This is a genomic window from Streptomyces sp. NPDC001822 (genome assembly GCF_042892135.1).
Classification (GTDB): domain Bacteria; phylum Actinomycetota; class Actinomycetes; order Streptomycetales; family Streptomycetaceae; genus Streptomyces.
The window spans coordinates 420,229-444,455 of sequence record NZ_JBIATW010000006.1 but is presented as its reverse complement, the minus strand read 5'-3'; the positions used below and the strand labels follow the sequence as shown (position 1 = coordinate 444,455).

Here is a 24,227-nt window from a genome sequence, read left to right as displayed (position 1 = left end):
TCGGCCGCGGCTCCGCCGGGCGGCAGCCGCTCCCGCGCTTCAGGGCTGCAGTGTCCGGCGCGCCGGGACCACACCGCCGGCCACCGCTCGTTGGCGCGGTGCCGCCGTGCCCGTCCAGCAGGTGCCCCGGCGCGTGACCAGGCGGCGCAGCCACAGCTCCGTGGACGCCAGCTCGGCCAGGCCGTCCAGCGGAAGGGGCTCGCCCTCGGACGCGGCGCGGAGGGCCTTGCGTACGACGCGCGCCTCGATCAGGCCCGCGTCGGCGAGCAGCGGCGCGTCGAAGAGGGCGATCAGGTCCGGCAGGGCCGCGCGCAGCCCGAGCCGTCCCGCCGCGGTCGAGGTGGCCTGGGACGGGGTGCCCCAGCCGGGCGGCAGCTCGTGGATGCCGGCGCCCGCGAGCACCCGGCGCAGGATCGCGGCCCTCGCGCCCGGCTGCACCCGCAGCGATTCGGGAAGGGCGCGGGCGGCCCGTACGACCTGGTTGTCGAGGAAGGGGGCGTGCAGCCGCTGGCTGCGGATCTCGGCGGCCTGCTCCAGGATCCGCTGGCCGGCCGCGTGCCGGGCGAGCGCAGCGCGGGCGCGGGCCTCCCCGGGGCGCTGGACCGAAGCGGGCCGGAAGGCCGCCTCCTGAAGGCGAACCGATACTTCCGCGAGTGCCTCGCCCGTGAGCCAGCGCGCGGCGGGACCGGGCCGCGACCAGGTGAGGGAGGCGAGCGAGGCGTCGGCCGGGGTGTCGAACCCGGCGGTGTCGCGGTTGGCCTCCGGCAGCAGGGACGCGGCCGTCTCCAGGCCGGTGCGGTACGACGTCCTGGCCAGCCGGCGGGCGGCCCGGTAGACGGCCAGCGGGACGAACAGAGAGTGCGCGGAGGGCCCTTCGGCCTTGGCGAGCGCGGCGACGGGCCGCAGGATGTGGCGTCTGCGCCGGTCCATGAGCAGGTCGGCCAGCCGGGCGGGGTGCGCGTCCAGCACCTGACGGGCGCCGTGGCCGACGAAGTGGTCCGCGCTGCCCGCGGCGAGCCGTCTCCGGTGGCGTTCGGCGACGACGAGGGAGGGCGCGGGCTCGTCGGTGAGCGGCCCGGTCTCCAGCGACGCGTAGGGCAGGGCCTCCTCGCCCGCCGCGACGACGACGTGGTGCAGCCGCGGGTTGGCGGCGATGGCGCGGGCGCGCTCCATCTCGTCCTCGCGGCCCTGCGCGGAGAGGTCGTTGAAGGTGACGGCGAGGAGCCGTTCACCCGCTCCGGTGCCGTGGCCCAGCAGGGTGCCGGGCAGTCCCGGCAGCCCGGCGGCGAGCAGCGCGAGGGTGGCGGAGGCGCTGCCGCCCGAGAGGTCCGAGCCGATGCCGGGTACCGGCGCCCCGCGCGCCGCGCGACGGTCCGCGGGCCCCATTCCGGGGACGGGCCCCGGGTCGGGCGGCAGGGTCTCCGGGGCGTGGCGCGGGGCGGTCAGCCGGGCGCGCACGGCGTCGACGAGCGCGTCCCGCACGCCCTCCACCGCTCTCACCGGGTCGGTCTGCGGGGCGGCCACCGCGAGTGAGGCCACCGCCTCGTAGCCGGTGATCTCGCGCGAGCCCTCCCGGAGGATCAGGGCGTGGCCCGGCGGGATCCGCCTGACCCCTTCGTACGGGGTGCCGTCGCCCAGTGCCTCCGGGGTCTCCGGGCAGGCCAGCAGCGCGGCCAGGTGGCCGATGTCGAGCTGCGCCTCGATGAGGTCGGCGAGGGGGAGGGCGGCCGTGGCGTACGCGGTGCCGTTGGCCCAGGGAGTGTGGAAGACGGGGCGCGCCCCGGCGAGGTCTCCGGCGACGGTGATGCGCCGCCCGACCTGCACGACGGCCGTGTAACTCCCCGACCAGGCCGTGAGGTGGCGCAGTGCCCCGCCGCGGGCGGCCAGCAGTCCGACCCGCAACTGCTCGTCGGTGGCGCCGCAGCAGCCGAGGACGGCGAGCCGTGCGGTGGGCGCGCCCTCGGGGGTCGCGACGGTGATGACGCGGATCTCGTCGGGCCGCCAGTCGCCCACGGCCCACAGCGGATCCGGGTCACCCCACAGGAGTTGGGAGCCGACCGGGTGGACGGTGCTGCCCTCCCCGTGGTGGCCGACCGCGCCCACCGTGCCGAAGCTCGCGGCGATACTGCTCCACCCCACCAACCAACGCATCGCCGCCTCCACAGGCTGTGGACGAACCGGCGTACCAGGACACGGGGAACGCCGTCGCGGGACATGCTGCCACGACAACGGCGCCCCGGAGGGGGTACGGGCGGCGCACAACGGATGCGCATGCGCCCCTGGCAAAGGCCCGGCCGCGGCTCGGGCGATCCCGTCGCGACGGTGCGGGCGGCTCCGGGAGGTGCGGCCACCGGTCCGGGAGGCGGGCAGCGCCGGGGCCGGGGGCGGAACCACCGGGATCCGGCCATACTCGGGCCGCCTCCGACGGCCCCGTGCGACCGTTGTGATTCGGCCATTCTCCGGAGGCGGGAGGACCGCGCGTTTCACCGCGTCCTGGGCACCGCGCACAGCCCACGGGGCGCCCCCATGGGCACCCTGTGCACCGGCGGGCGGGCCCGCGACGCGACCCCGGACCGGCTCCCCGGAGCACGTGGACGTGCGGGCCGGCGCATCCCCCCGGTGCGCCGGCCCGCACGTCCGCTCCCCCGAACCACCGTGCGGCGCACAGTCCGGGAGGTGTTCGTCACCTCCCGGACCGGTTCGCCGCCCGCGGGGATTGGGGCGGCGGATTCCCCCAGCCCACCGAGTCCAGTTCAGCGGGCCGACCCACGCAGGACCCATCGAAGCGCTTGCGATTCGGCCGGGCGAGAGCGCACGGCCGGGCGCACGGCCACACACCAGGAGCACGGCGGCGACGCCCCCTGTCGCACGCACACCATTCCCGCCATACGGAGGTCTGCCCCTTAACGGTGGGGATGCGGCGAACTACGCTGGGTGTACCGATGTTCTCGACGGGGCGGCATATTCCACGGGGCCTGGCCAAATGCGTGTGCGGCCGGAGTGCCCGGGACCGCACCTGGGGAGAACACGGTACGAATGCCGCGCGCCCGACCGGTGACGCGGCGGCCGTCTGTGTGTCGAGGGGTGGCTCATGTCCAGGGAGCAACGCGGGCCGAACGAGAAGCTCGGCACGGTTCTCGCCCTCGCGGGAATCAGCAACGCCGGCCTCGCCCGGCGGGTCAACGACCTCGGAGCACAGCGCGGTCTGACACTTCGCTACGACAAGACCTCGGTGGCCCGCTGGGTCGCCAAGGGCATGGTGCCGCAGGGCGCGGCGCCCCACCTGATCGCGGCGGCGATAGGCGCCAAACTCGGCCGCCCGGTCCCGCTGCACGAGATCGGGCTGGCGGACGCCGATCCGGCGCCGGAGGTGGGCCTCGCCTTCCCCCGCGACGTGGGGGAGGCGGTGCGTTCCGCGACGGACCTCTACCGGCTGGATCTCGCGGGGCGCAGGGGCGGCGGAGGCATCTGGCAGTCACTGGCGGGCTCCTTCGCGGTGAGCGCCTACGCGACCCCCGCCTCCCGGTGGCTCATAACGCCCGCCGACCCGTCGGTGGCCCGGGACTCGACTGCCGCCCAGGCCTCGATTCTCGCCCCCGAGGGCGCACCCGGGGCGCAGGGGGGCGGAGTGCCCGTCCAGCCGGGACCGGACTCCGCACCCGGCGTCTCACCGCTGCGCGTCGGCCACAGCGACGTCACCAAGCTGCGCGAGGCAGCCCAGGACGCACGCCGCTGGGACTCCAAGTACGGCGGCGGCGACTGGCGTTCCTCGATGGTCCCGGAGTGCTTACGCGTCGACGCCGCACCGCTCCTGCTGGGCTCCTACAGCGACGAGGTGGGCCGGGCCCTCTTCGGCGCCTCCGCCGAACTGACCAGGCTCGCCGGGTGGATGGCCTTCGACACCGGCCAGCAGGAGGCCGCCCAGCGCTACTACATCCAGGCGCTGCGCCTGGCCCGCGCCGCCGCCGACGTGCCCCTGGGGGGATACGTCCTGGCGTCCATGTCCCTCCAGGCGACCTACCGGGGCTTCGCCGACGAGGGCGTCGACCTCGCGCAGGCCGCCGTGGAGCGCAACCGCGGCCTCGCCACCGCCCGGACCATGAGCTTCTTCCGGCTGGTCGAGGCGCGCGCCCACGCCAAGGCGGGCGACGCACCCGCCGCCGGGGCCGCGCTCAGGGCGGCCGAGAGCTGGCTCGAGCGGTCCAGGACCGGGGACTCCGATCCGTCCTGGCTCGGCTTCTACTCCTACGACCGGTTCGCCGCCGACGCCGCCGAGTGCTACCGCGACCTCAAGGCGCCCCGCCAGGTCCGCCGCTTCACCGAGCAGGCCCTGTCGCGGCCCACCGACGAGTTCGTCCGCTCGCACGGGCTGCGCCTCGTCGTGTCCGCCGTCGCCGAGCTGGAGTCGGGCAACCTCGACGCCGCCTGCGCGGCCGGCACCCGCGCGGTCGAGGTGGCCGGGCGCATCTCGTCGGCGCGCACCACCGAATACGTGCGCGACCTCCTGCACCGCCTGGAGCCGTACGGGGACGAGCCCCGCGTGGCCGAGCTGCGCGAGAGGGCCCGTCCGCTTCTCGTCACACCGGTGTGAGGGCGGGCCGGGATCGTCCCGGTATGCCCGCCCCTGTGGCGCACCTGCGCGCCACGCCCCCGCCGCCCCTGGTTTGAGCCCGTTGTCAGTGGGTCAGTGCACTATCGGGGTGGGAGGTGGCGTGATGACGACGCACGCGGCGTACGACTGCGACGTGCTGGTGATCGGTGGCGGAATCGTGGGTCTGTCGACCGCGTACGCGATCACGCGCACCGCGCCCGGCACCCGGGTCACGGTGCTGGAGAAGGAGTGGGGTCCCGCGCGCCATCAGACCGGGCGCAACAGCGGGGTGATCCACAGCGGCATCTACTACCCGCCGGGCTCGCTCAAGGCGCGCTACGCGGTGCGCGGGGCCGCCGAGCTGATCGACTTCTGCACGGAGCACGGCATCCCGCACGCGGTGACGGGCAAGCTCATCGTGGCGACCGGCAGCGACGAGCTGCCCCGGCTGCACGCGCTGGTGCAGCGCGGCCGGGCGCACGGGCTGCCGGTCCGGGAGCTCGGACCCGCCCAGATCGCGGAGCACGAGCCGCGGGTGCGCGGCCTCGCGGCGATCCGGGTGGGCACGACGGGGGTGTGCGACTTCACCGCGGTCGCCGTCCGCCTCGCCGCGGAGGCGGGCGCCGCGGGCGGACAGGTCAGGTACGGCGCGGAGGTCGTCGCCGTCGACCGGCGCTCCTGGGGCGTGGCGGTGCGCACGGCGGACGGCCAGGTGGTCAGGGCCCGCGTCCTCGTCAACTGCGCGGGGCTGCACAGCGACCGGGTGGCCGCTCTCGCCGGTGACGACCCGGGCGCGCGCATCGTGCCCTTCCGCGGCGAGTACTACGAGCTGACCCGGCCCGAGCTGGTGCGCGGACTCGTCTATCCGGTGCCCGATCCGGCGTTCCCCTTCCTCGGGGTGCATCTGACCCGGGGCATCGACGGCACGGTCCACGTCGGCCCCAACGCGGTGCCGGCACTCGCCCGCGAGGGATACGGCCGCACGGTCGTCCGTCCACGCGAGCTGGCCGCCACCCTGGCGTGGCCGGGCTCCTGGCGGATCGCTCGCAGGCACTGGCGGTACGGCGCGGGCGAGGTCCACAGATCCCTCTCGAAGAGCGCGTTCACCCGGGCCGTCCAGCGGCTGCTGCCCGAGGTGACGGAGGCCGACCTGCGCCCGTCGCCGGCCGGCGTCCGGGCCCAGGCGGTCCTGCGGGACGGCACGCTCGTGGACGACTTCCTGATCCGGGACGCCCCGCACACGGTGCACGTGCTGAACGCCCCGTCCCCCGCTGCCACCGCCTGCCTGCCCATCGGGAGGGAGGTGGCGCGACGGGCCCTGCTGCGGGCACGCGCGACGGGCTGGACGCCGCCCGCCGTAGAATCGGGTCATTGTGTCTGAGCCTGTGAACCCCACCCCAGAGACGCCCGGCCCCGCCCCGGAGACGCCCGGCGTCCCGCCGGAGGCCGTCCCCGCCGCCGCACCGGAGACGGTCGCCGACGCCGAGGCGCGGCGCGCCGCCTCCTTCGAACGCCAGCGGAGGCTGCGCCAGGAACCCCGCTTCCCCGGCGGTCCCGCCGCCGACCCGGCGGGCTCGCACCACGAGCGCCGGATCCGCAGCTTCCAACCGCGCCGCAGCCGGGTGACGACCGGCCAGGAGGAAGCCCTCCAGCGCCTGTGGCCGACGTGGGGCCTGGACATCGACGGCAAGAGCGTCATCGACCTCCCCACGCTGTTCGACGGCCTCCCGGTGGTCCTGGAGATCGGCTTCGGCATGGGTGAGGCCACGGCGCAGATGGCGGCCGACGACCCCACGACCGGAATCCTCGCCGTCGACGTCCACACGCCGGGGCAGGGCAATCTGCTCGGACTCGCCGACCGGGCGGGGGTGTCCAACGTCCGGGTCGCCAACGGCGACGCGATCATCCTGCTCCGCGAGATGCTGGAGCCCGCCGCCCTGGACGGGCTCCGGGTGTACTTCCCCGACCCCTGGCCCAAGAAGCGGCACCACAAGCGGCGGCTGATCCAGCCGGAGTTCCTCGACCTGGTGGCGGTCTCCCTGAAGCCCGGCGCGCTCGTGCACTGCGCGACGGACTGGGAGCCCTACGCCGAGCAGATGCTGGACGTCCTGACGGCCCATCCCCTGTACGAGAACACGCAGGCGGACGGCGGTTTCGCGCCCCGGCCGGCCTTCCGGCCGCTGACCCGCTTCGAGGGACAGGGCCTGGACAAGGGACACGTGGTGCACGACGTGCTGTTCACCCGTCGCTGACCGGCCGCCGGCGGACCGCCCTGCCGCCGCACCATGGCACGGTGTCGGTCCCCCTCGTTAGGGTCGTCAGGTGTCCGAGTGGTCCGTACAGCACCAGCAGCCGGCCGTCCCGGTTCTCGAGGAGCAGCAGCTCGACGAGTACCTGGGCGCCGTACCGGAGCGCGGCCAGTGGCGTTACCGGCCGAGCCGCGTCGGCATGGTCTGGCGCAGCAAGGCGTTCCGCGCCGGTGCGGTCGTCACCGTCCTCGCGCTGTGCGGGCTGGTGATCCTGGCCCTGGTGCGCGAACAGACCGGCACCGAGGGCTTCCTGGTGGGCCTGGGCCTGGCCGTGCTGCCCGTGCCGCTGCTGATGTCCGCCTTCCGCTGGCTCGACCGCGTCGAGCCGGGGCCATGGCGGAATCTACTGTTCGCCTTCTCCTGGGGCGCCTGCGCCGCCGCGCTCGTCGCCATCATCGCGAACTCCTTCGCGACCCGGTGGATAGCGACGGCCACCGCGGATCCGGCGAGCGCGGACACGCTGGGCGCGACCGTCATCGCGCCGGTCGTCGAGGAGACCGCTAAGGCGGCGGCCGTCCTGCTGATCTTCCTCTTCCGCAGACGGCAGTTCGGCGGTGTCGTCGACGGCATCGTGGTCGCCGGTTTCACCGCGACCGGCTTCGCCTTCACCGAGAACATCCTCTACCTGGGCCAGGCCTTCGGTGAGGACCAGGAGCTGGGGACCACGGGGCTCGCCTCGCTGACGGCCGGGACGTTCTTCGTGCGTGTGGTGATGTCGCCCTTCGCACACCCCCTGTTCACGGTGCTCTCCGGCATCGGCTTCGGGATCGCGGCGCTCGGTGGCGCCCGCCACCGGGTGCGCCGGGTGCTGCTGCCGCTGCTCGGACTCGCCCTGGCCATGGGCATGCACGCCCTCTGGAACGGCTCGTCGTCCTTCGGCCCGTACGGCTTCTACGCGGTGTACGGCGCGTTCATGGTGCCGTGCTTCGGTCTGGTGACCTGGCTGGCCGTATGGTCGCGCCAGCGGGAGCTGCGGACGCTCTCCACCGAACTGCCGGTCTATGCGGCGGCCGGCTGGCTCGGTCCCGCCGAGCCGGCCGCACTGGCCTCGATGCGGGCCCGGGGGATGGCACGGGACATGGCACGGCACTGGCACGGAGCCCAGGACCGCGCCCGGGGCAGGGCCGCCGCCCGTGCGGTCGCCGAATACGAGTCGTTCGCGACGTCCCTGGCCATGCTCCGCCGCCGGGCACGCCACGACGGCGCGGACGCCGACTTCGCCGTACGGGAGCAGGAGTTGCTGCACCATCTGTGGCATCGCCGGGAGATCGCGGGCCCCGCCCTGGGATACGCGGCGCACATGACGCTCCGGACGCGTGCCCACCCGCCGCACCCGCAGGCCCCGTTCCCCCGACAGCTCCCCCACGGCGCTCCGGCTCCCCGGGAGACCCCCGCACCGCACCGCCACTACGGCGGCTACAACCGTTCCTAAAGACTGAGCGGGAGTGAGTCCTGTTGCCGGAACTCATGCTCAGCCGAACGCCCCGAACGGTGTTGGGCGTTCTGGTCCACCGCGTTCCTGCCGCGTTCAGCTCCATCGGATCATGTCCGTGGTCCGGGTACGCGGGGGCGGTTTCCCTCGCTGCCTCGGTCATCTGGTCCTGCCTGGGCGGTCCGATGCCCGCCAGCATCGCTCTGGTGCCGGCGGGGCGGTGCCGTCCGTCGCCGGATCGGGTGTCCGAGGGAGCGCCTGCCGATGGCCACCGAGGCGGCGGCGTGTCGGCTGGTCTTACGGGTTGTGGTCGTCAGTGGGGCCTGCCAGTGCTGCGCGCCCCACGTGCTGGTGTAGGCGGGGTCGACAGCGATCACGCCGAGTCCCCTCTCCGCGCACATCGAGAGCAGCCGGGCACGGAGCTTGCCGGTGGGGATGCCCGAGATGAGCTGTCGGAAACGCTTCTTGCGGCCGTGTTTCTCGCGGGTCGTGGAGTCGGTGAAGTCGAGGTCTTCGATCGCGATGGCCTGCACGCCGGTGGTCTTGGCCCAGTGCAGCGGGCGGGTGAGGGCGTGGCGCACCTGGGCATCGCGGTGGGTGGCGGTGTCCGACAGGTCGTAGTCGAAGCGACGCGGCTCACCGACCGGGTTGCCGTGCTCGTCGAGCAGCCACGCAGCGAGGTGGTCGGCGTTGGTGTCTACACCGACCACTCCCTGTGTCCGCAGCGCGTCCAGTGGTACGACGGGGAGTTCTTTGCGGGTCCAGGAGGCGTCCAGGTACCAGCGGCCCCGGACCGTGTCGAGGTGGATGCGGTAGGCCACGGCCCGGTTCGCTTCGATGCGGTCGCGCCACTCCTCGCCCCGGTGGGAGAACACCACGTGGTCAGCGAGGACGTACCGGCCGTGTTTCGCGTTCGCCAGCTCGGCCAATGGCACGGGCAGCTTGATCCTGATCTCCCCACCTGGGGTGATCCGGATCGTCTCGTTCCCGAAGCGCTTCCCGGACTCCCCGTCAGCCGACAGAAACCAGCGCGCCGCCTCCCACCGCTCCCGCCACCGCGCTTCGTTCAGACCGGCGGCGGCCAGGTTGTGCCGGGTGTTCGCGAGCTTTTGGCCGCCGCGCACCACGGACACACGGCCGTCTTCCCGTTCGGCGCGTACACGCTCGTACCGGTCCTCGAGGACTGCCAGACGGCGGGACTTGGCAAACCACTCGTGCCGGGACCGGTAACCGCCCGGTTTGCCCCGGCTGCCCTTCTCGCCGACCGGCAGGGACAGGCGGTGCCGCACCGTCTTGATACCGGCGTCCAGCCCTTGCAGATGAGCATGCTGAGCGCGCCGGGACAGGCCCCACTGATCATGCGTGCGGGAGGTGACCGAACCGGCCCAGCGGGACGACGAGGAGGCCGTCAGCCCACGCTTACGGGCAGCCCACGTCTCGGTGGAGTGCTCCAGCCCGTCCCCGCAGCGGGTCTTGAGATCCCGCGACGCCAGGGAACCCATGTGGCCGCCGACCAGACGCAACACCTTCTCATCCTCGGCGGTGAGGCCCTTGAGGCGGTCGCGAATGCTCACCCCCGACGGGCCATCGGCGACGAACGGACGGGAAATCGTCCGCAGTGGCTTCTTCGGCTCAGCCATGCGACGCCGCTTCAAGAGCTTTCACCGCACGGTTCTTCGCCGACCGGCGCCCGTACAACCGGGCGCAGAACGACGTCAAGACCTCCACCATGTCCCGTACCAGGTCGTCTTCGACTTCGCCCTCATCGAGGACTATGAGACGACGGCCCGTCGCGGAAAGGGCGGCCTCGACCAGCTCCACGTTCATCCGGCCCAACCGGTCCTTGTGCTCCACCACAACGGTGATCACCTCGGGATCGGCCAGCAGACGACGGGCCTTGGACCGGCCACCGTTCATGCCCGAGGCGATCTCGGACTCCACCCGCACAACCCGGTGACCGGCCTTCGCCGCCCACACGGACAAGCGGGCAACCTGCCGCTCCAGATCAGCTTTCTGGTCATGCGAGGAGACACGGGCATACAGACCCAGCCCTCCGCCCGCTTCCGGCGCGGCGTTCGACTCGACGTTCACCAGGATCGTGCGCGGACCGACCCGCTGAGCCGGTACCGGCAGCGTCCCCTCACGGAACCAGCGATACGCGGTCTGCGGATGCACGCCCTGCGTCTTCGCCCAGTCCGTCAGATTCACACCCGGACAACGACACTCACTCAAACAGGGTTACGCTCACTTTTCCGACTGTGATGACCAGCAGTTGTAAATCCCTACCTGGAGCACCGCCCCCGTGCGGCTCCGCCGGGGTGAGGGACCCGTCCGGACCGCCGGGGCCCGGACGGGTGGTGCCGGATCCTCAGGCCGAGGCCTCGGTGAGCTCGGCCAGCTGGCTCTCGGTCAGTTCGAGTCCGGCCACCGCCACGAGCGCGGGCAGCTGCCCGACCGTGCGGGCCGAGGCGATCGGTGCGGCCACCGTCGGCCGGGCCGCCAGCCAGGCCAGGGCGACCGTGGCGATCTCGGCGTCGTGCTCCTGGGCCACCTTGTCGAGCGCCCCGAGCACCTTGCGGCCGCGCTCGGTCTCCAGGTGCTTCCCCGCGCCCTCGGCCCGGGCGCTCTCGACGGCGGTCCCGGGCCGGTACTTGCCGGTGAGGAAGCCCGAGGCGAGCGCGAAGTACGGCACGGCGGCGAGCCCCTCGGAGGCGGCGGTGTCCTGGAGCGCGCCTTCGTAGGTGTCACGCGATACGAGGTTGTAGTGCGGCTGCAGAGCGACGTAACGGGCGAGGCCCTCGCGCTCGGAGAACTCCAGGGAGGCCTTGAGCCGCTCCGGGCTGATGTTGGACGCCGCGATCTCCCGGACCTTGCCGGCCTTCACCAGCTCGTCCAGGGCGCCGATGATCTCCTCGACGGGGACCGTCTCGTCGTCGAAGTGCGTGTAGTAGAGGTCGATGCGGTCGGTACCGAGCCGGCGGAGCGACGCCTCGGCCGCCCTCTTGATCGTGGTGGCCGACAGACCCTTGTACTCCGGGTGGGCACCGGCCTTGGTCGCGACGACGACGTCGTCCCTGCGGGAACGGGCGGAGAGCCACGCGCCGATGAGCGTCTCCGACTCACCGCCCTCGTTGCCCGGGACCCAGGCCGAGTAGGCGTCGGCGGTGTCGATGAAGTTGCCGCCCGCCTCCGTGTACGCGTCGAGGACGGCGAAGCTGGTGTCCTGGTCGGCGGTCCAGCCGAAGACGTTGCCGCCGAGGGCGAGAGGGAAGACCTTCAGGCCTGATGTTCCGAGCGGGCGCAGTGATGTCATACCCCGGCCCAACACACCGCCGGAGCCGCATATTCCGCCGGGCGGCCGTCCGCCCCGGAGCGGACCGGCGGCCCTGGCGTCGGGGGGTTGTGCGCCAGGGCCGCCGGGGTCTCGGGGCTCGGAGTGCGCCGTGGGCCGGCGCGGGCACTCAGATCGAGAGGCCCTTGCCGCGCAGCCAGCTCATGGGGTCGACGCCCGAGCCGTCGGCGGTGTGGATCTCCAGGTGCAGGTGCGGTCCGGTCACGTTGCCCGTCGCCCCCACCCGGCCGATGGTGTCGCCGGTGGTGACCTTCTGGCCCGCGGTGACGTCCATCGAGGACTGGTGGCAGTACCAGACCTCGGTGCCGTCGTCGAGCTCCAGGACCGTGCGGTAGCCGTAGGAACCGGACCAGCCCGCCGACTTGACCGTGCCGCTGTGCACGGCCTTGACCGGCGTACCGGTGGGGGCGGCGAAGTCCAGACCGGTGTGGTAGCCGGAGGACCACATCGAACCGGCCTGACCGAAGGTCGAGGTGATGGTGTACGAGGAGGTGGGGACGGCGTAGCTGAGGGCGAGCTTGGCGAGGCGCTCGGCCTCGGCCTTCTTCTTCGCCGCCTCTTCGTCCGCCTTCTTCTTCGCGGCGGCCTTCGCCTCCGCCTCGCTCTGCTGCTTGGCCGCCTGCGCCGCGGCCTCCTCGGCCGCCGCCTTCTCCTGCGTGGCCCTGGCCTCGGCCTCGGCCCCGGCCTGCTGCTGCTCGGCCTGCTGGAGGATGCGGGCGCGCAGCGCCTCGCCGGCGTCCGTGGTGCCCTGCTCGGCCTCGGCGGCGGTGATGCCGGCCGTGGTCAGCGGGGAGGACGCGCCGACCGTGCCCTGATCGGCGTCGTCGGCCAGATAAGCGCCCACGCCGGGAAGGGACTTGGCGTCGGGAAGATTGTCCGCGATGGAATCGGGAAGAGAGATGGAGACCGGCGGTTTGCTCTGCGCGGTGGCCATGCCTCCCGCGCCGACGGCCGCGATGACACCGACGCCGAGGACGGTGGAACTACGGGCGAGACCACGCTGCTTGGCCACGCGGTGCCGGCCGCGCACGGGACGGATGGACTCCTCGGTGGGGTTCCACTCCTCCCACGTCCTGCCCTGGTCACCGGGGCTGACGGGCCTGAAGGGTGCCGGAGCCTCGGGGGCAGGCTGATTTGACGCCACGTGGGCGCACTCCTTTCCTTCCTTCTCGCCTACCGGGTTAGCTGACGGGTTCGGAGCAGGAAGGTCTCCTACGGGCCCCTTCGTCCCTCGCGGGAGTCAGGTGTCCGATTCACCCCATGTAGGTGGTTCCCCGGTTCCCTTGCGGGATTCGGCGCCGCGCACGGTGCCGCCTCTGGCGACGACTGGGACAACCGCGCTGCGTTATCGAACGTTAATAGACATGCGGGTCCGATTCCAAGCGGTTCCCACAGATCGTTCATGACTCTGGCCTGGACTTTCGGGGGTCAATCGCCCTCAAACGGGCGAGTTGAATATCCCTCACGCACGCGCCTTTTTCTGACGGTGCGTCAAATGTTATGCGTAGCGACGTCTTTTGATTACGGACGGTCGCCTTCGGTCATTCACGGTCCAGTCCCACGATCTTCACCGTCTTGCGCCGCTCCTGCTGCCCCCTGGACGGCCGCCCGACCGCGAGCAGCGCCAGGTCGTCCGTCGACCGGCCGCCCGTGTGCAGCCGGACGTCGTCGGTGAGTGCGGAGAGCAGCTCCTCCGGTCCCGGGAAGAGCCTGCCGCGCAACCGGGCCGCCGGGTCGTAGAAGACCCCGTCGGCGTCCCGCGCCTCCGAGAGCCCGTCGGTGAACGCCAGGAAGGTGGCCCCCGGCGGCAGCGGCCATTCGTCCGCACGGTCCGGCCACACGTCGAGGCCCATGCCGAGCGGCAGGGCCGGCTCGGTCGGCCGCAGGACGTCGAGCCCGCCGTCCGCGTGGAGCACGAGCGGCTCGGGGTGGCCCCGGTTGACCACCCGCAGCACGTCGGCGCCCACCGGGATCTCGGCGAGCACGGCCGTCACGAACCCCTCCATCGAGTCCAGTCCGCCCCGCCGCGTACTCTCCCTGGCGAGCGCCCGCTCCAGCCGCTGGACCACGCCCTCCAGCGAGCGCTCCTGCTCGGCCGCCTCGCGGAAGGCGCCGATCACGACGGCGACCGCCGCCACCGCGTCCAGGCCCTTGCCCCGCACGTCCCCGACCACCAGCCGCACCCCGTACGGCGTGTCCGCGACCGCGAACAGGTCGCCGCCGACGAACTCGTCGGCCTGGGCCGCCTCGTAGCGCGCCGCGACGAGCAGGCCGCCGATCCGGTCCTCCGGCACGGGGAGCACCGCCCGCATCGCGGTCTCCGCGATGACCCGCGCCGAGGCCAGCTGCTCGTTGCCGCGCTGCACGACCCGGTTGATGACGAGCGAGAGCGCGGCGACGGTGACCAGGGTGAGCAGGTCGGTGATCGGGGCGGCATCCGCGAGCATGCCGTCGGACACCCGGATGGCGAGGACGACGAGGATCGCGACCACGCCGGTGCGAATCGTGGAGGCCAGCGAGAAGAAGGGGGCAGCGATCAGCGGGGCCGCGGCGAAGAGCGGGACGGCGGAGACCTCGGGCGGGGTCGTCACGTCGCAGACCAGCCCGGCACCGATCATCAGGGCGGGCAGCAGGCGCACGAGCCTCCGGGCGCGCGCGTTCCCCTCGGCACGCCCCTGACGTACGTCCCGCTTCCCCACCTGTGCACTCCTGCCCGGTCCGCCCACGGCTGCGGACGGTACCGCGCCCCGCCCCGGCCGGGCGGAGCCGCGCCGTGGCGCGACCGCTCATCGGCCGAAGGAAGGAGCGCAGCGCCGCCCGGCCCCTCCGGGGTCAGTCGGAGAGCCGGTGCCGCGCGTGGATCGTCAGTGCATCCCGTACGAAGACGGCGGTCCCGTCCCCGTGGCGATCGTAGTTCTTCGCGAAGCGCGGATCGGCCGCGTACATCTCGCCGAGCCCGGTGACGTACGCGCGGGTGACCTCCGTGGTCACCGCCAGCCAGGCGCAGTGCCGCCGCGCGATGTCCTGCACCTCGTCACTCCCCGCGTCGAGGCCGGCGGCCCGCGCCGCAGCGTAGTCACGGGCGATGACGTCGTGCTCGCCCTGGAACGCGGCGCGCTCGGCGGGGCTCAGCCCACGCCACCACCGGTCGCCCCGCTCGTACGCCGCACGGCCCCACCGCTCGCCGACCTCCTGCTCGTACACGGTGTGGTCGAAGCCGTCGAACACTTCCTCGGCCATGAGATCCTCCCCTTCCTCGGTCCTGTGGAGAGTGGTCCGCACCGAGGCGATCTGCCGTCCGATGCGCTCGCGCTCCTGCTCCAGCAGGCCCAGATGGGCCCGGAGCGCCGCGGAGGTGTCCCGCTGCCCCTCCAGCACGTCCTTGATCGCCGGCAGCGAGAGCCCCAGCTCCCTCAGCAGCAGGATGCGCTGGAGCCTGACCAGGGCGTCCTGGTCGTAGTAGCGGTAGCCGTTCGCACCCGTGCGGCTCGGCACGAGAAGACCGAGATCTCCGTAGTGCCGGAGCGTGCGGCTGGTGGTGCCGGCTCTTCTGGCGATTTCCTGGATGGACCACTCCATGCCGGAAACGCTAGATCTTCACGCGACGTCAAGGTCAAGCCTCGCGTCCCGGGGCGGCCACGGCACACGACAGAGGCTCGGATCCTCGAAAGGATCCGGGCCTCTGTCTTCAGTAGCGGGGACAGGATTTGAACCTGCGACCTCTGGGTTATGAGCCCAGCGAGCTACCGAGCTGCTCCACCCCGCGTCGTTGTGTTGGTAACTCTACGCCATCCGGGAGGGTGCTCCGACCACTTCTCCCGCCGGCCCCGTTCCGCGCCCCGCCCCTCGGGGGCGTGGCGCCGCGATTGCGGGCCCCGCGCGGCGGCGCGACGCTTGAAGGACACGACATTCGGTGTTCGGTCCCGTCTGCGCGGCATCCTCAGGTGCCGGCGTCGGCCCAGCAGCCTCACCCGATGAGATGGAGCCAGGGGAGGCCGGGCGCACGCTCGCGAGGAGACGGCCATGGACGGCACCACACTGGAAGCCATGAGGACCGCGCTGCGCGGCCCGGTCATCGGCCCGGACGACCCGGCGTACGACGAGGCACGCACGGTCTACAACGCCATGATCGACAGGAAGCCGGCGGCGGTGGTCCGCTGCCACGACACGGCGGACGTCATGGCGGCCGTCGACTTCGTCCGTGAGCACGGCCTGGACGTGGCCGTGATGGGCGGCGGCCACAGCGGCCCCGGCCTGGGCGTCGTCGACGGGGCCGTCACGATCGACCTCTCCCCCATGGACGGCGTGCGGGTCGACCCCGCCACCCAGACCGCCCAGGCGGACGGCGGCGCGACACTGGCCGAGTTCGACCACGCCACACACGCCTTCGGCCTCGCCGCCCCGGCCGGAATCATGTCCACGACCGGCATCGGAGGCCTCACGCTCGGCGGCGGTCACGGCTACCTCACCCGCAAGTACGGCCTCACGGTCGACAGCCTGGTCTCCGCCGACGTCGTCCTGGCCGACGGCAGCTTCGTGGCCGCGAACCCGAGTGAGCACGCCGACCTGTTCTGGGCGCTGCGCGGCGGTGGCGGCAACTTCGGCATCGTCACGTCGTTCGACTTCGAGCTGCACCCCGTGGACACGGTGGGGGTCGGGATCACCGTATGGCCGCTGGAGCACTTCCAGGACGTCATGCGCTGGTACCGCGACTTCCTGCCGCAGGCGCCGGACGACCTGTACGGCTTCTTCGCGTCGCTGTCCGTCCCCCCGGGCCCGCCCTTCCCCGAGGAGATCCACGGACAGAAGATGTGCGGCGTCGTCTGGTCCTCCACGGCCGACCCCGAGGAGCTGGAGAAGACCCTCGCCGTGGTGAACGAACCCGCGCCGCCCGCCTTCCACTTCACGGCGCCGATGCCCTACCCGGCCCTGCAGACCATGTTCGACGCGCTCCTGCCCGCAGGGCTCCAGTGGTACTGGCGCGGGGACTTCTTCGACAAGATCACCGACGACGCGGTCGACGTGCACGCGGACTTCGCGGAGAAGCTTCCCACCGGTCAGTCGACCATGCACCTCTACCCGGTCGACGGGGCGGCGGGCCGTGTCGGTCCCGACGACACCGCATGGGCGTACCGCGACGCCGTCTGGTCGGGTGTCATCGCCGGCATCGACCCGGACCCGGCCAACGCCACCGCGCTGCGGGACTGGGCGGTCGGATACTGGGAGGTGCTGCACCCTCACTCGATGGGCGGCGCCTACGTCAACTTCCTCGGCACGGGCGAGTCCCCGGACCGGATCCGGGCCACCTACAGCGGCCACTACGACCGGCTGGCCAAGGTCAAACAGGACTACGACCCGCACAACCTCTTCCACGCAAACCAGAACATCGAGCCCGCGCCGCCGCACTGACCGTCACGCCGGGCTCGCAATTCCGGGGGAAAGCCGTGCCGGGAGGGTTACAGTCTGCATGCACCGCACGATGATCCGGACGCCCCCGGAGCGGCGCGGCACCGGTAGCGGCACATCGTCGCCCTGCCGGTCGGGACCAGTCCGGCCAGGCTCACGCACCGACGGCCCGGTCACGGGGCTCTCACCGCACACCTACACGTACAGGACACCGAGATGACCGACATGCCCGCCCGCACGAACCAGCGGCACTCCGACGGTGCGGTGGCGTCCGCGGACACGGCCGCCGCCGCCCCGCTGCCCAGCCCGCAGTACGCCGGCCTGTTCATCGAGCCCGACCTGCCGCCGGTGACCGACGAGCTCGAGTGACCGGACGGCCGGCGGCCCGCCGCGAGTGACCGGCATGGCCGTACGGTCGTTGAACGGCCATGCGCATCCGTATCGGCGTGGTCGTCCTCGCAGTGGTCCTGCTGATCGCCGCGTTCCTCTCGAACATCCCCTCCGAGGCCGAGGCCGAGGCGGCCTGCCGACGGGCCCTCGACAACACGTCGACGTGGACCAACCGGCCGGACGTGTGTGTGGACGTGTCCGAGGAGGCCTACCGGACGTTCCTCCTGATGTACGCACTGCGCCAGGAGGGCCTGGACTGAGGGCCGCCGTCGAGCGTCCGCCGGGGAGGACGGCTCCGGGGCCCCGGGCGGAGCCGGGACGGCGGCGGGGCCGTCAGCCGGCCCGGCGCTGCTCCTTCCACTCCGCCTGCGCCTCGTCGAGGTCCTCGGCCAGCGTGTGCAGGAAGTCGGCGGCGCTCGTCTTACCGAGCATCACCTTCTGGAACCCCGACTCGCTGTCGGCCTTGGACAGGGTGTTCCAGTCGGGCAGGTAGTACGGCAGCTGGACGATCCTGGTGTCGCCCGAGAACAGGGCCTCGGCGCCCAGCTTCGTCGTCTCGGCCCTGTCGAGCCAGGGATCCTCGGCGGCTTCCTTGTTGGCCGGGATCAGACCCGCGGACTCGGCGAACTTGGAGTTCGAGGCGTGGGACGCGGCGAACTCGATGAACTTCCAGGCGGCCGCCTTGTTCTCCGAGGACTTGAGGAGACCCAGTCCGGACACGGGGTTGGAGACCATCACCCGGGTGCCGTCCGCCAGTTCGGGCTGCGGGATACCGCGGAACTTGCCGGTGCCGAGCGCGCTGACGTGATCCTGGTAGGACCCCAGGTTGTGGTTCAGCATGGCGATGCCGCCCGCGTCGAACTGGGCGACCATCTTGGTGAAGTCGTTGTTGAGGTCGGCCTCCGGAGTCGCCTTCCGGTACAGGCCCACGTACTTCTCCAGGGCCGCGACGTTCTTCGGGTCGTCGACGGTGGTCCTCGTCCCCGACTCGTCCCAGAAGGACTCGATGCCCGACTGCCCGTACATCGCGTCCAGCGCCTGGGCGATGGAGCCCGGGCCGCCCCGGATGGTGTAGCCGAACCGGTTCTTCTTCCTGTCCGTCAGTTTCGCGGCGGCCGCGTAGAACTCGTCCCAGGTGTCCGGCTCGCCGAGACCGGCCTCCTCGAAGAGGTCGGTGCGGTAGTACAGCACGCCGTTGGTGGCGGAGATCGGCACCGTGTACATCTCGTCCCGGCCGGCCGCGCTCCGCACGTTCTCGACCATCGCCTCGTTGAGCCGGCCTTTGAGCGAGCTCGCCTCGACCCGGTCGTCCAGCGGCTCCAGCGCGTCCTGAGCGGTGATCCCGGCGACCATCGCGGCGCCCACCCCTCCCACGTCGGGCAGTCCGCCTCCCTGGATGGCGGTGTCGTACTTCGACTGGGCCTCGGTGGACGCGATGCCCACGTACTGCACGTCGATGTCCGGGTTGGCCTTCTCGAAGTCGGCGATGATCTCCTTCCACACGGCGGTGCGGACACCGCCGTTCTCGTCCCAGAAGACGATCTTCCCGGTGCCCGGGCCCTCGGCCCCCTTCGCACCGGCGATGCCGCTGCCGTCGTCACCGCAGCCGGTCGCGGTGAGGGCCAGCACGGAGACCAGGGCCGTCGCGGCGAGACGGCTGTTGCGGGACTTGATCATGTCGGCTCTCTTCTCTGCGTGCTGATCGGCGCGGCACCGGACGGCGTCCGTGCGCCCGGGCGGGGCGGGAAAGCGGGCTCGGCCCCGGCCCGCATGCGGCTCCCGGCTCTGATATCGCGTCTCATATATGACATACGAAGAACAACGCGATGAACGTAAGTCCCCCCACACGCAGGGTCAATGCCCGTGCAGCGGAAAAGTTCCGGAACGCGGGAGCGCCCCGACCGGGCCGACCGGTCGGGGCGCTCCAGGTGGTGGGGTCAGGCTTCGACGGCCACCTTGCCGGCCGCGGCCGGCCCCGTCCTGTCGCCGCCCGCACGGGGGCCGTCGGGGCCCGGGATGAAGGCGGCGACCGCGGCGGCCACGAGGGCCACCACGCAGCCGATCGTCAGGCCGACGCGGAACCCGTCCTCCGAGGCGAGCGAGAACCCGCCGAGGCTGATGGTCATCTGCGCCAGCACCACACCGATGACGGCGGAGCCGATGGTGGTGCCCAGCGAACGCATCAGGGTGTTGAAGCCGTTGGCGGCCGCGGTCTCCGAGAGCGGGACCGAGCTCATGATCAGGGCGGGCATCGCGCCGTAGGCGAGACCGACGCCGCTGTTGATGACGATGCCGACGATCATCAGACCCCAGGCGGAGCCCATGAGGAACAGCGAGAGGCCGTAGCCGGCGGAGATCACGAGGGCGCCGAGGACCAGGGCGATCTTGGGGCCGTGCGCGTTGATGAGCTTGCCGCCCAGCGGCGAGACGATCATCATCATCACACCGCCCGGGGCGATCCAGAGGCCGGCCGCGAGCATCGACTGGCCGAGGCCGTATCCCGTGGCCTCCGGGAACTGCAGCAGCTGCGGGGCGATCAGCATGAAGGAGTACATGCCGACGCCGACCAGGACGGACGAGACGTTGGTCAGCAGCACGCGCGGGCGGGCCGTGGTGCGCAGGTCGACGAGCGGGTCACGGGTGCGCAGCTCGTAGAACCCCCAGGCGCCCAGGGACACGACCGCGACGGCGAACAGACCGAGCGTGGTGCCCGAACCCCAGCCCCAGTCGGCCCCCTTGGAGATCGCCAGCAGCAGCGAGACGAGCCCGACGGCCAGTCCGACGGCCCCGGGCGCGTCGAAGCGCTGCCCCTTGGCCCCGGCCGGGACGTCCGGGACGAAGGCCCAGATGAGCACGGCGACGGCCACGGCGAGCACCGCGGAACCCCAGAACAGCACGCGCCAGCTGGTGTATTCGGCGACCGCGGCCGAGATCGGCAGCCCGAGCGCGCCACCGATGCCCATGGAGGCGCTGACCAGGGCGATCGAGCCGCTGAGCTTCTCGGCGGGCACGACGTCCCGCAGGAGCGCGATACCAAGCGGCACCATGCCCATGCCCATGCCCTGGAGGCCGCGCCCGACGATCATCGGCACCACGGACGAGGCCATCGCGCAGACCACCGACCCGGCGACCAGCGGGACCGCGCAGGCCAGCAGCATCCTGCGCTTACCGAGGAGGTCGCCGAGGCGTCCGGTCACCGGCACGCAGACACCGGCGACCAGGAGCGTGACGGTGACCACCCAGGCCGCGTTCGAGGACGAGGTGTCCAGGATCCGCGGCAGTTCGGCGATGAGCGGGGTCACCAGCGTCTGCATGATCGCGGCGACGGTGCCGGCGAGGGCCAGCGTCGGGATCACACCGCCTGCGCGGGCGGTGGGCTGGGGGGCATCCATGTCGCGGGTCCTCGGCTATCTTTCGGCGAAAGAATGGCATCGTACACTCCTATTGCATCATGCACATTCTGTGGCCCATGCACGTCCGCGTGAACATACGATGAAGGCGAGCCCGCACGACGAGACACCGGCCTCGCCCGGCAGGAAGCAGGAGGCGCCCGCGCATGGACAAGGCCACGCAAGAGGTCGAGTACGAGCAGATGCTGCTCAGCCGCCACGGACTCCTGAACAAGAGGAAAGGCCGCCGCAAGGACGGCCTCCTGGAACGCAGCGCGTACGTCCTGCTCAGCCGCATCCGCGTCCAGGGCCCCATGTCGGTGGGCGAGTTGAGCGAGGCCTTCGACCTCGACGTCTCGACCCTCAACCGGCAGACGGCCGCGGTCATGCGCGCCGGCTTCGTGGAACGCATCCCCGATCCGGACGGGGGCATGGCCCGCAAGTTCCGCATCACCGAGGAGGGCGCCCGCACCCTCGACGCCGAGCGCGAGGGCATGGTCGAGTCCCTGCACACCGTGATGGCCGACTGGCCCGAGGAGGAGATCTCCGCCTTCGCCGGCTACCTGCGGCGCTTCAACACCGACCTGGAACGCATCGGCGGCCGGCCCTGGCCCCGCCCCTGAGCCCGCCCGCCGCACGCGGCCGGGGCCCGGAAACGACGGAGCGCCCCGGCCGGCCGAAGCCGGTCGAGGCGCTGCACCGCAGGTCGGAGGACATCTCCTCGCTCTGCTCCACGTAGGCCGTGTGGGACTCGAACCCACAACCAACGGATTAAAAGTCTGCGGCTCGCTCATGGGGTCCCGTTGGGTGCCGTTGGCCTGGGTCCGCCTTGTGTGCTCCCGTGCTGGTCAGCGGGATATCTCTTCCGCTCCCGGGCCTTGCTCGTGCGACTTCGTGCGGTCTCGTGGGGTCCCGTTATGGGGCGTTCGGGCCAGCACGGGGCCAGCAGAAAGGCCCCGCCACCTGGGGTGACGGAGCCTCGTGCGTTCCACAGCCAGCGTACTACTTCGGCTTCTCCGGGGGCGGTTGCTCGGTCTTCCGTGCCCTCGGCACTACGGCCGCGGCGCGCTCGGTCAGCTCGTCCTCGTAGTCCTCGAAGAGCTCCATGTACGTGTCGCTCGTCAGCACGATCGTCGAGTGCCGCAGCTTCACCTTCGCGTCGTGCAGGTCACCGCCGCCGGCCTTCACCAGGGCAGCCGCGCCGTGCCGCAGGTCTCGCAGGTTGATGGGTGGCAGGTCGGTCCTCGCGAGGATCTCCCGGAACGCGTTACTGAACGTCTCCGGGTGCACCCATGAGCCGTCGTCCTGGGTGAAGACCTTCCCCGTGTCAGCCCAGGACTTGCCCGCCTGGAGCCGCTCGGCGCGCTGGGCCTCTTGGCGCGCCCTGTGCGCGCGCAGGACATCGACCGTGCCCGCATCGATCTTCACGGTGCCTGCCGAGCCAGCCGTTTTCGGGTCCGTCTCGATGGGCGTCCAGCCGTCGACGACCAGCTCCTTGGCGACGGTCACGGTCCGCCGCTCGAACGAGATGTTCTCCCAGTCCTGCCCCGCCCCCTCGCCTCGGCGGAAGCCGTGGTGTGCCACGAGGTGGAAGAACGGGTAGAGCGCGTGCTCCTCGGCTGCGTCCAGGAACGCACCGAGCTGGGCCGGGGTCCACACCATGACGGGGCTGGGCTTCGTGCCTGTCTCACGCCAACGCGCGACACGCTCGTCCGTCCAGAGCATCCCCTTGGGGCGCGCCGCAGGTACCAGCTCGACGTAGCGAGCGGCGTTGAAGTCGGTGACCTGCTTCTTGATGGCGTAGTTCAGTGCGGCCCGGAGCGTCCGGCGGATGCTCTGGACCGTGGCGGGACCGGTGACCTTCCGGAAGGGGGGCATGGCCGCAGCCTTCGCCCGCTCGTCGGCCAGGCGCTGCCGCTCGGCGGCCGGCGGGCGCCCGCCCCCCGCCCACTTCGAGCGCTGCAGCTGCTCGCGGCGCGCTGCGTTCTCGGCTCGGATGACGTCGTTGCGGTCGGCGATGGCGTCGAAGAAGGCCTGTGCCTGGCCGACGCCGAACCGGTCGACCCGATGGTGTCCGACGCCGGGGTCAAGGTGCACGCGGACGTGGGAGCGGTACCCGCTCGTCGTGGTCGCGCGCGTCCTCTTCGACCCGAGCCAGGATTCGAACAGCTGGCTCATCGTCATCTTGCCTTCGAGGTCCACCCCGACGCCGAGGCGTCGCGCTACCTCCGCCGCGTCGGGTATGTCCCTGCGGTCCCGCATCACACCCTGGAGCAGGTCACCGACCCGGCGTGCTGCGTCCTCGTCGTCTCCCGGCAGGTCGAGGATCGAACGCAGTCTGTCGAGGTCGGCCTGTGCCGCCGTGACGGTGGGATAGCCGACGCGCCGGAAGGGGCGGCGCCGGCCGTGCTCGTCGAGCGGTAGTTCCTGGCGCACCTGGAGCGCGCCGTGGTTCTTCTTCTTCAGCTGCGGACACGCCTTGCCGAGCAGGCGACCGTCAGCCCCGCGGCATTCGCACCGCTTGCTGATGCCACCGGCCCGGCGTGATGTGGCCATGGTGTCACTCCTCCTGCTGGTGCTCGTCGAGCATGCCGCTCACCTTCAGAGCGTCGTGCATCTCGACGATTTCCTCGACGAGCTCAGGAGTCATTTTGCCCTCCCGTACAACCATTACGGGTCCGGTGGGCGTCTCAATCACTACTACGCCGCGCCCTGCGGGGAGATCAGCGCTTGTGGCGTACTTCACACCGGACCGCTTCGTCGATGCACTGTTCATCGTCGCCCCCGCTCGTTCACATGTTCGATTCCAGGAGCGCAGTACTCCGCTTTGCGTGCGCTCTGTCACATGCCGACATCATGTCACTACGATGCGTTGGTGCCTACACCCTTTGGGGGGGTACTACGCTCGGTAATGCACTGGTCAAGGATCTTGATCATTCGCTCGACGGGCCTGGTGGCGCGAACGCGTCGATGAGGCGCAGGAGTTGCAGCCGCTGATCTTCGGTCAGGTGGCTGGCGCGACGAACAAGGGCCGACGCCTCGCCACTCTCCGCCCACACCCGCTCGTACCCGAAGAACTGCACGGCGGCTGCGCGCTGCAGCTCCTCGATCGGTAGCCCAGTCGCGGCTTGCAGCGCTCTCAGCTGAGGCTTCTTCGGTGGGATGACCGACTCGCCTGTCTCCAGCCGGTGAACCCATCCGCTCTTCACCTGCACGCCCGTGACCGGGTCCACGCTGCGCGCCTCGAACGCAGCGAGCGAGAGCCCGAGGCTCGCACGGCGGCTGCGGATCAAGTCGGCGAACTCCGTCGTGTCGGGCTCGACCTCTTTATCGGTCATGACACTCATCCTGTCACTCC

18 protein-coding genes, 1 tRNA gene, 1 pseudogene and 1 riboswitch are annotated in these 24,227 nt (G+C 71.8%); of the genes and pseudogenes, 8 read left to right on the top strand and 12 right to left on the bottom strand.

Annotated elements, in window-relative coordinates; all coding sequences use genetic code 11:
* Nucleotides 1-39 precede the first annotated feature (39 nt).
* A complete protein-coding gene (locus ACFYY2_RS17660; protein WP_388743382.1) occupies nucleotides 40-2,151 on the bottom strand; it encodes an asparagine synthase-related protein in 2,112 nt (703 codons plus the stop codon).
* 940 nt (nucleotides 2,152-3,091) lie between these two features.
* Here ACFYY2_RS17660 and ACFYY2_RS17655 point away from each other — a divergent pair.
* From ACFYY2_RS17655 to ACFYY2_RS17640, 4 genes are all read left to right on the top strand, one after another.
* Nucleotides 3,092-4,591, top strand: coding sequence for a sporulation protein (locus ACFYY2_RS17655; protein ID WP_388743379.1), 1,500 nt, complete (start codon nucleotides 3,092-3,094; stop codon nucleotides 4,589-4,591).
* 124 nt (nucleotides 4,592-4,715) lie between these two features.
* Nucleotides 4,716-5,972 carry an L-2-hydroxyglutarate oxidase gene (gene lhgO, locus ACFYY2_RS17650; protein WP_388743376.1) on the top strand — a complete coding sequence of 419 codons (1,257 nt, stop codon included), beginning with the start codon at nucleotides 4,716-4,718 and terminating at the stop codon, nucleotides 5,970-5,972.
* Entirely contained in the window at nucleotides 5,965-6,843 is an 879-nt protein-coding gene (gene trmB, locus ACFYY2_RS17645; RefSeq protein ID WP_388743373.1) for a tRNA (guanosine(46)-N7)-methyltransferase TrmB, read from the top strand. Before lhgO ends, trmB begins: the two co-directional genes overlap by 8 nt.
* Nucleotides 6,844-6,913: 70 nt before the next feature.
* Nucleotides 6,914-8,332: a PrsW family intramembrane metalloprotease gene (locus ACFYY2_RS17640; RefSeq protein WP_388743370.1), complete on the top strand. Its 1,419-nt coding sequence runs from the start codon at nucleotides 6,914-6,916 to the stop codon at nucleotides 8,330-8,332.
* A gap of 43 nt (nucleotides 8,333-8,375) precedes the next feature.
* Here the strand turns inward: ACFYY2_RS17640 and ACFYY2_RS17635 are convergent.
* From ACFYY2_RS17635 to ACFYY2_RS17605, 7 genes and pseudogenes are all read right to left on the bottom strand, one after another.
* Nucleotides 8,376-9,972, bottom strand: a pseudogene (locus ACFYY2_RS17635) (IS200/IS605 family accessory protein TnpB-related protein); the annotation flags it as partial.
* A complete protein-coding gene (locus ACFYY2_RS17630) occupies nucleotides 9,965-10,540 on the bottom strand; it encodes an IS607 family transposase (RefSeq protein ID WP_388743368.1) in 576 nt (191 codons plus the stop codon). The pseudogene ACFYY2_RS17635 and the gene ACFYY2_RS17630, both read right to left, overlap by 8 nt.
* Before the next feature lie 160 nt (nucleotides 10,541-10,700).
* Nucleotides 10,701-11,645, bottom strand: a complete 945-nt coding sequence (locus tag ACFYY2_RS17625; RefSeq protein WP_388743366.1) for an aldo/keto reductase — start codon at nucleotides 11,643-11,645, stop codon at nucleotides 10,701-10,703.
* A 148-nt stretch (nucleotides 11,646-11,793) separates the two neighbouring features.
* Nucleotides 11,794-12,828, bottom strand: coding sequence for a M23 family metallopeptidase (locus tag ACFYY2_RS17620; RefSeq protein ID WP_388743361.1), 1,035 nt, complete (start codon nucleotides 12,826-12,828; stop codon nucleotides 11,794-11,796).
* 11 nt (nucleotides 12,829-12,839) lie between these two features.
* A riboswitch (cyclic di-AMP (ydaO/yuaA leader) is annotated at nucleotides 12,840-12,992 on the bottom strand.
* Between the two features lie 233 nt (nucleotides 12,993-13,225).
* The gene (locus ACFYY2_RS17615; RefSeq protein ID WP_388743354.1) at nucleotides 13,226-14,383 is read right to left on the bottom strand and encodes a PP2C family protein-serine/threonine phosphatase; all 1,158 of its coding nucleotides are present in this window, start codon (nucleotides 14,381-14,383) and stop codon (nucleotides 13,226-13,228) included.
* 133 nt (nucleotides 14,384-14,516) lie between these two features.
* On the bottom strand, nucleotides 14,517-15,263 hold the full coding sequence (locus tag ACFYY2_RS17610) for a MerR family transcriptional regulator (protein WP_388743351.1): 747 nt from the start codon (nucleotides 15,261-15,263) through the stop codon (nucleotides 14,517-14,519).
* A 113-nt stretch (nucleotides 15,264-15,376) separates the two neighbouring features.
* Nucleotides 15,377-15,450, bottom strand: a tRNA-Met gene (locus tag ACFYY2_RS17605).
* Between the two features lie 257 nt (nucleotides 15,451-15,707).
* Here ACFYY2_RS17605 and ACFYY2_RS17600 point away from each other — a divergent pair.
* The 3 genes from ACFYY2_RS17600 (at nucleotide 15,708) to ACFYY2_RS17590 (ending at nucleotide 17,740) form a co-directional block, all read left to right on the top strand.
* Nucleotides 15,708-17,093 carry an FAD-binding oxidoreductase gene (locus tag ACFYY2_RS17600; RefSeq protein ID WP_388743347.1) on the top strand — a complete coding sequence of 462 codons (1,386 nt, stop codon included), beginning with the start codon at nucleotides 15,708-15,710 and terminating at the stop codon, nucleotides 17,091-17,093.
* Between the two features lie 213 nt (nucleotides 17,094-17,306).
* Nucleotides 17,307-17,459 carry a hypothetical protein gene (locus ACFYY2_RS17595; RefSeq protein WP_388743345.1) on the top strand — a complete coding sequence of 51 codons (153 nt, stop codon included), beginning with the start codon at nucleotides 17,307-17,309 and terminating at the stop codon, nucleotides 17,457-17,459.
* A gap of 59 nt (nucleotides 17,460-17,518) precedes the next feature.
* Nucleotides 17,519-17,740: a hypothetical protein gene (locus ACFYY2_RS17590; RefSeq protein WP_388743343.1), complete on the top strand. Its 222-nt coding sequence runs from the start codon at nucleotides 17,519-17,521 to the stop codon at nucleotides 17,738-17,740.
* A 73-nt stretch (nucleotides 17,741-17,813) separates the two neighbouring features.
* On the opposite strand, the gene ACFYY2_RS17585 is transcribed toward ACFYY2_RS17590, so the two are convergent.
* Nucleotides 17,814-19,157, bottom strand: a complete 1,344-nt coding sequence (locus ACFYY2_RS17585; RefSeq protein ID WP_388743340.1) for an ABC transporter substrate-binding protein — start codon at nucleotides 19,155-19,157, stop codon at nucleotides 17,814-17,816.
* A gap of 260 nt (nucleotides 19,158-19,417) precedes the next feature.
* Nucleotides 19,418-20,872: an MFS transporter gene (locus ACFYY2_RS17580; RefSeq protein ID WP_388743338.1), complete on the bottom strand. Its 1,455-nt coding sequence runs from the start codon at nucleotides 20,870-20,872 to the stop codon at nucleotides 19,418-19,420.
* A gap of 164 nt (nucleotides 20,873-21,036) precedes the next feature.
* Here ACFYY2_RS17580 and ACFYY2_RS17575 point away from each other — a divergent pair, with 164 nt between their 5' ends.
* A complete protein-coding gene (locus ACFYY2_RS17575; protein WP_329039406.1) occupies nucleotides 21,037-21,492 on the top strand; it encodes a MarR family transcriptional regulator in 456 nt (151 codons plus the stop codon).
* Nucleotides 21,493-21,871: 379 nt separating this feature from the next.
* On the opposite strand, the gene ACFYY2_RS17570 is transcribed toward ACFYY2_RS17575, so the two are convergent.
* Nucleotides 21,872-23,425 carry a tyrosine-type recombinase/integrase gene (locus tag ACFYY2_RS17570; RefSeq protein ID WP_388743336.1) on the bottom strand — a complete coding sequence of 518 codons (1,554 nt, stop codon included), beginning with the start codon at nucleotides 23,423-23,425 and terminating at the stop codon, nucleotides 21,872-21,874.
* A gap of 377 nt (nucleotides 23,426-23,802) precedes the next feature.
* Nucleotides 23,803-24,207: an XRE family transcriptional regulator gene (locus tag ACFYY2_RS17565; RefSeq protein ID WP_388743333.1), complete on the bottom strand. Its 405-nt coding sequence runs from the start codon at nucleotides 24,205-24,207 to the stop codon at nucleotides 23,803-23,805.
* Nucleotides 24,208-24,227 lie beyond the last annotated feature (20 nt).

Coding starts and splice junctions, on each gene's coding strand:
- ACFYY2_RS17590 (WP_388743343.1), top strand. CDS start 17,519: ATGCGCATCCGTATCGGCGTGGTCGTCCTCGCAGTGGTCCTGCTGATC.
- ACFYY2_RS17610 (WP_388743351.1), bottom strand. CDS start 15,263: ATGGAGTGGTCCATCCAGGAAATCGCCAGAAGAGCCGGCACCACCAGC.
- ACFYY2_RS17580 (WP_388743338.1), bottom strand. CDS start 20,872: ATGGATGCCCCCCAGCCCACCGCCCGCGCAGGCGGTGTGATCCCGACG.
- ACFYY2_RS17595 (WP_388743345.1), top strand. CDS start 17,307: ATGACCGACATGCCCGCCCGCACGAACCAGCGGCACTCCGACGGTGCG.
- ACFYY2_RS17655 (WP_388743379.1), top strand. CDS start 3,092: ATGTCCAGGGAGCAACGCGGGCCGAACGAGAAGCTCGGCACGGTTCTC.
- ACFYY2_RS17625 (WP_388743366.1), bottom strand. CDS start 11,645: ATGACATCACTGCGCCCGCTCGGAACATCAGGCCTGAAGGTCTTCCCT.
- ACFYY2_RS17565 (WP_388743333.1), bottom strand. CDS start 24,207: ATGACCGATAAAGAGGTCGAGCCCGACACGACGGAGTTCGCCGACTTG.
- lhgO (WP_388743376.1), top strand. CDS start 4,716: ATGACGACGCACGCGGCGTACGACTGCGACGTGCTGGTGATCGGTGGC.
- ACFYY2_RS17600 (WP_388743347.1), top strand. CDS start 15,708: ATGGACGGCACCACACTGGAAGCCATGAGGACCGCGCTGCGCGGCCCG.
- ACFYY2_RS17585 (WP_388743340.1), bottom strand. CDS start 19,157: ATGATCAAGTCCCGCAACAGCCGTCTCGCCGCGACGGCCCTGGTCTCC.
- ACFYY2_RS17575 (WP_329039406.1), top strand. CDS start 21,037: ATGGACAAGGCCACGCAAGAGGTCGAGTACGAGCAGATGCTGCTCAGC.
- ACFYY2_RS17660 (WP_388743382.1), bottom strand. CDS start 2,151: ATGCGTTGGTTGGTGGGGTGGAGCAGTATCGCCGCGAGCTTCGGCACG.
- ACFYY2_RS17570 (WP_388743336.1), bottom strand. CDS start 23,425: ATGGCCACATCACGCCGGGCCGGTGGCATCAGCAAGCGGTGCGAATGC.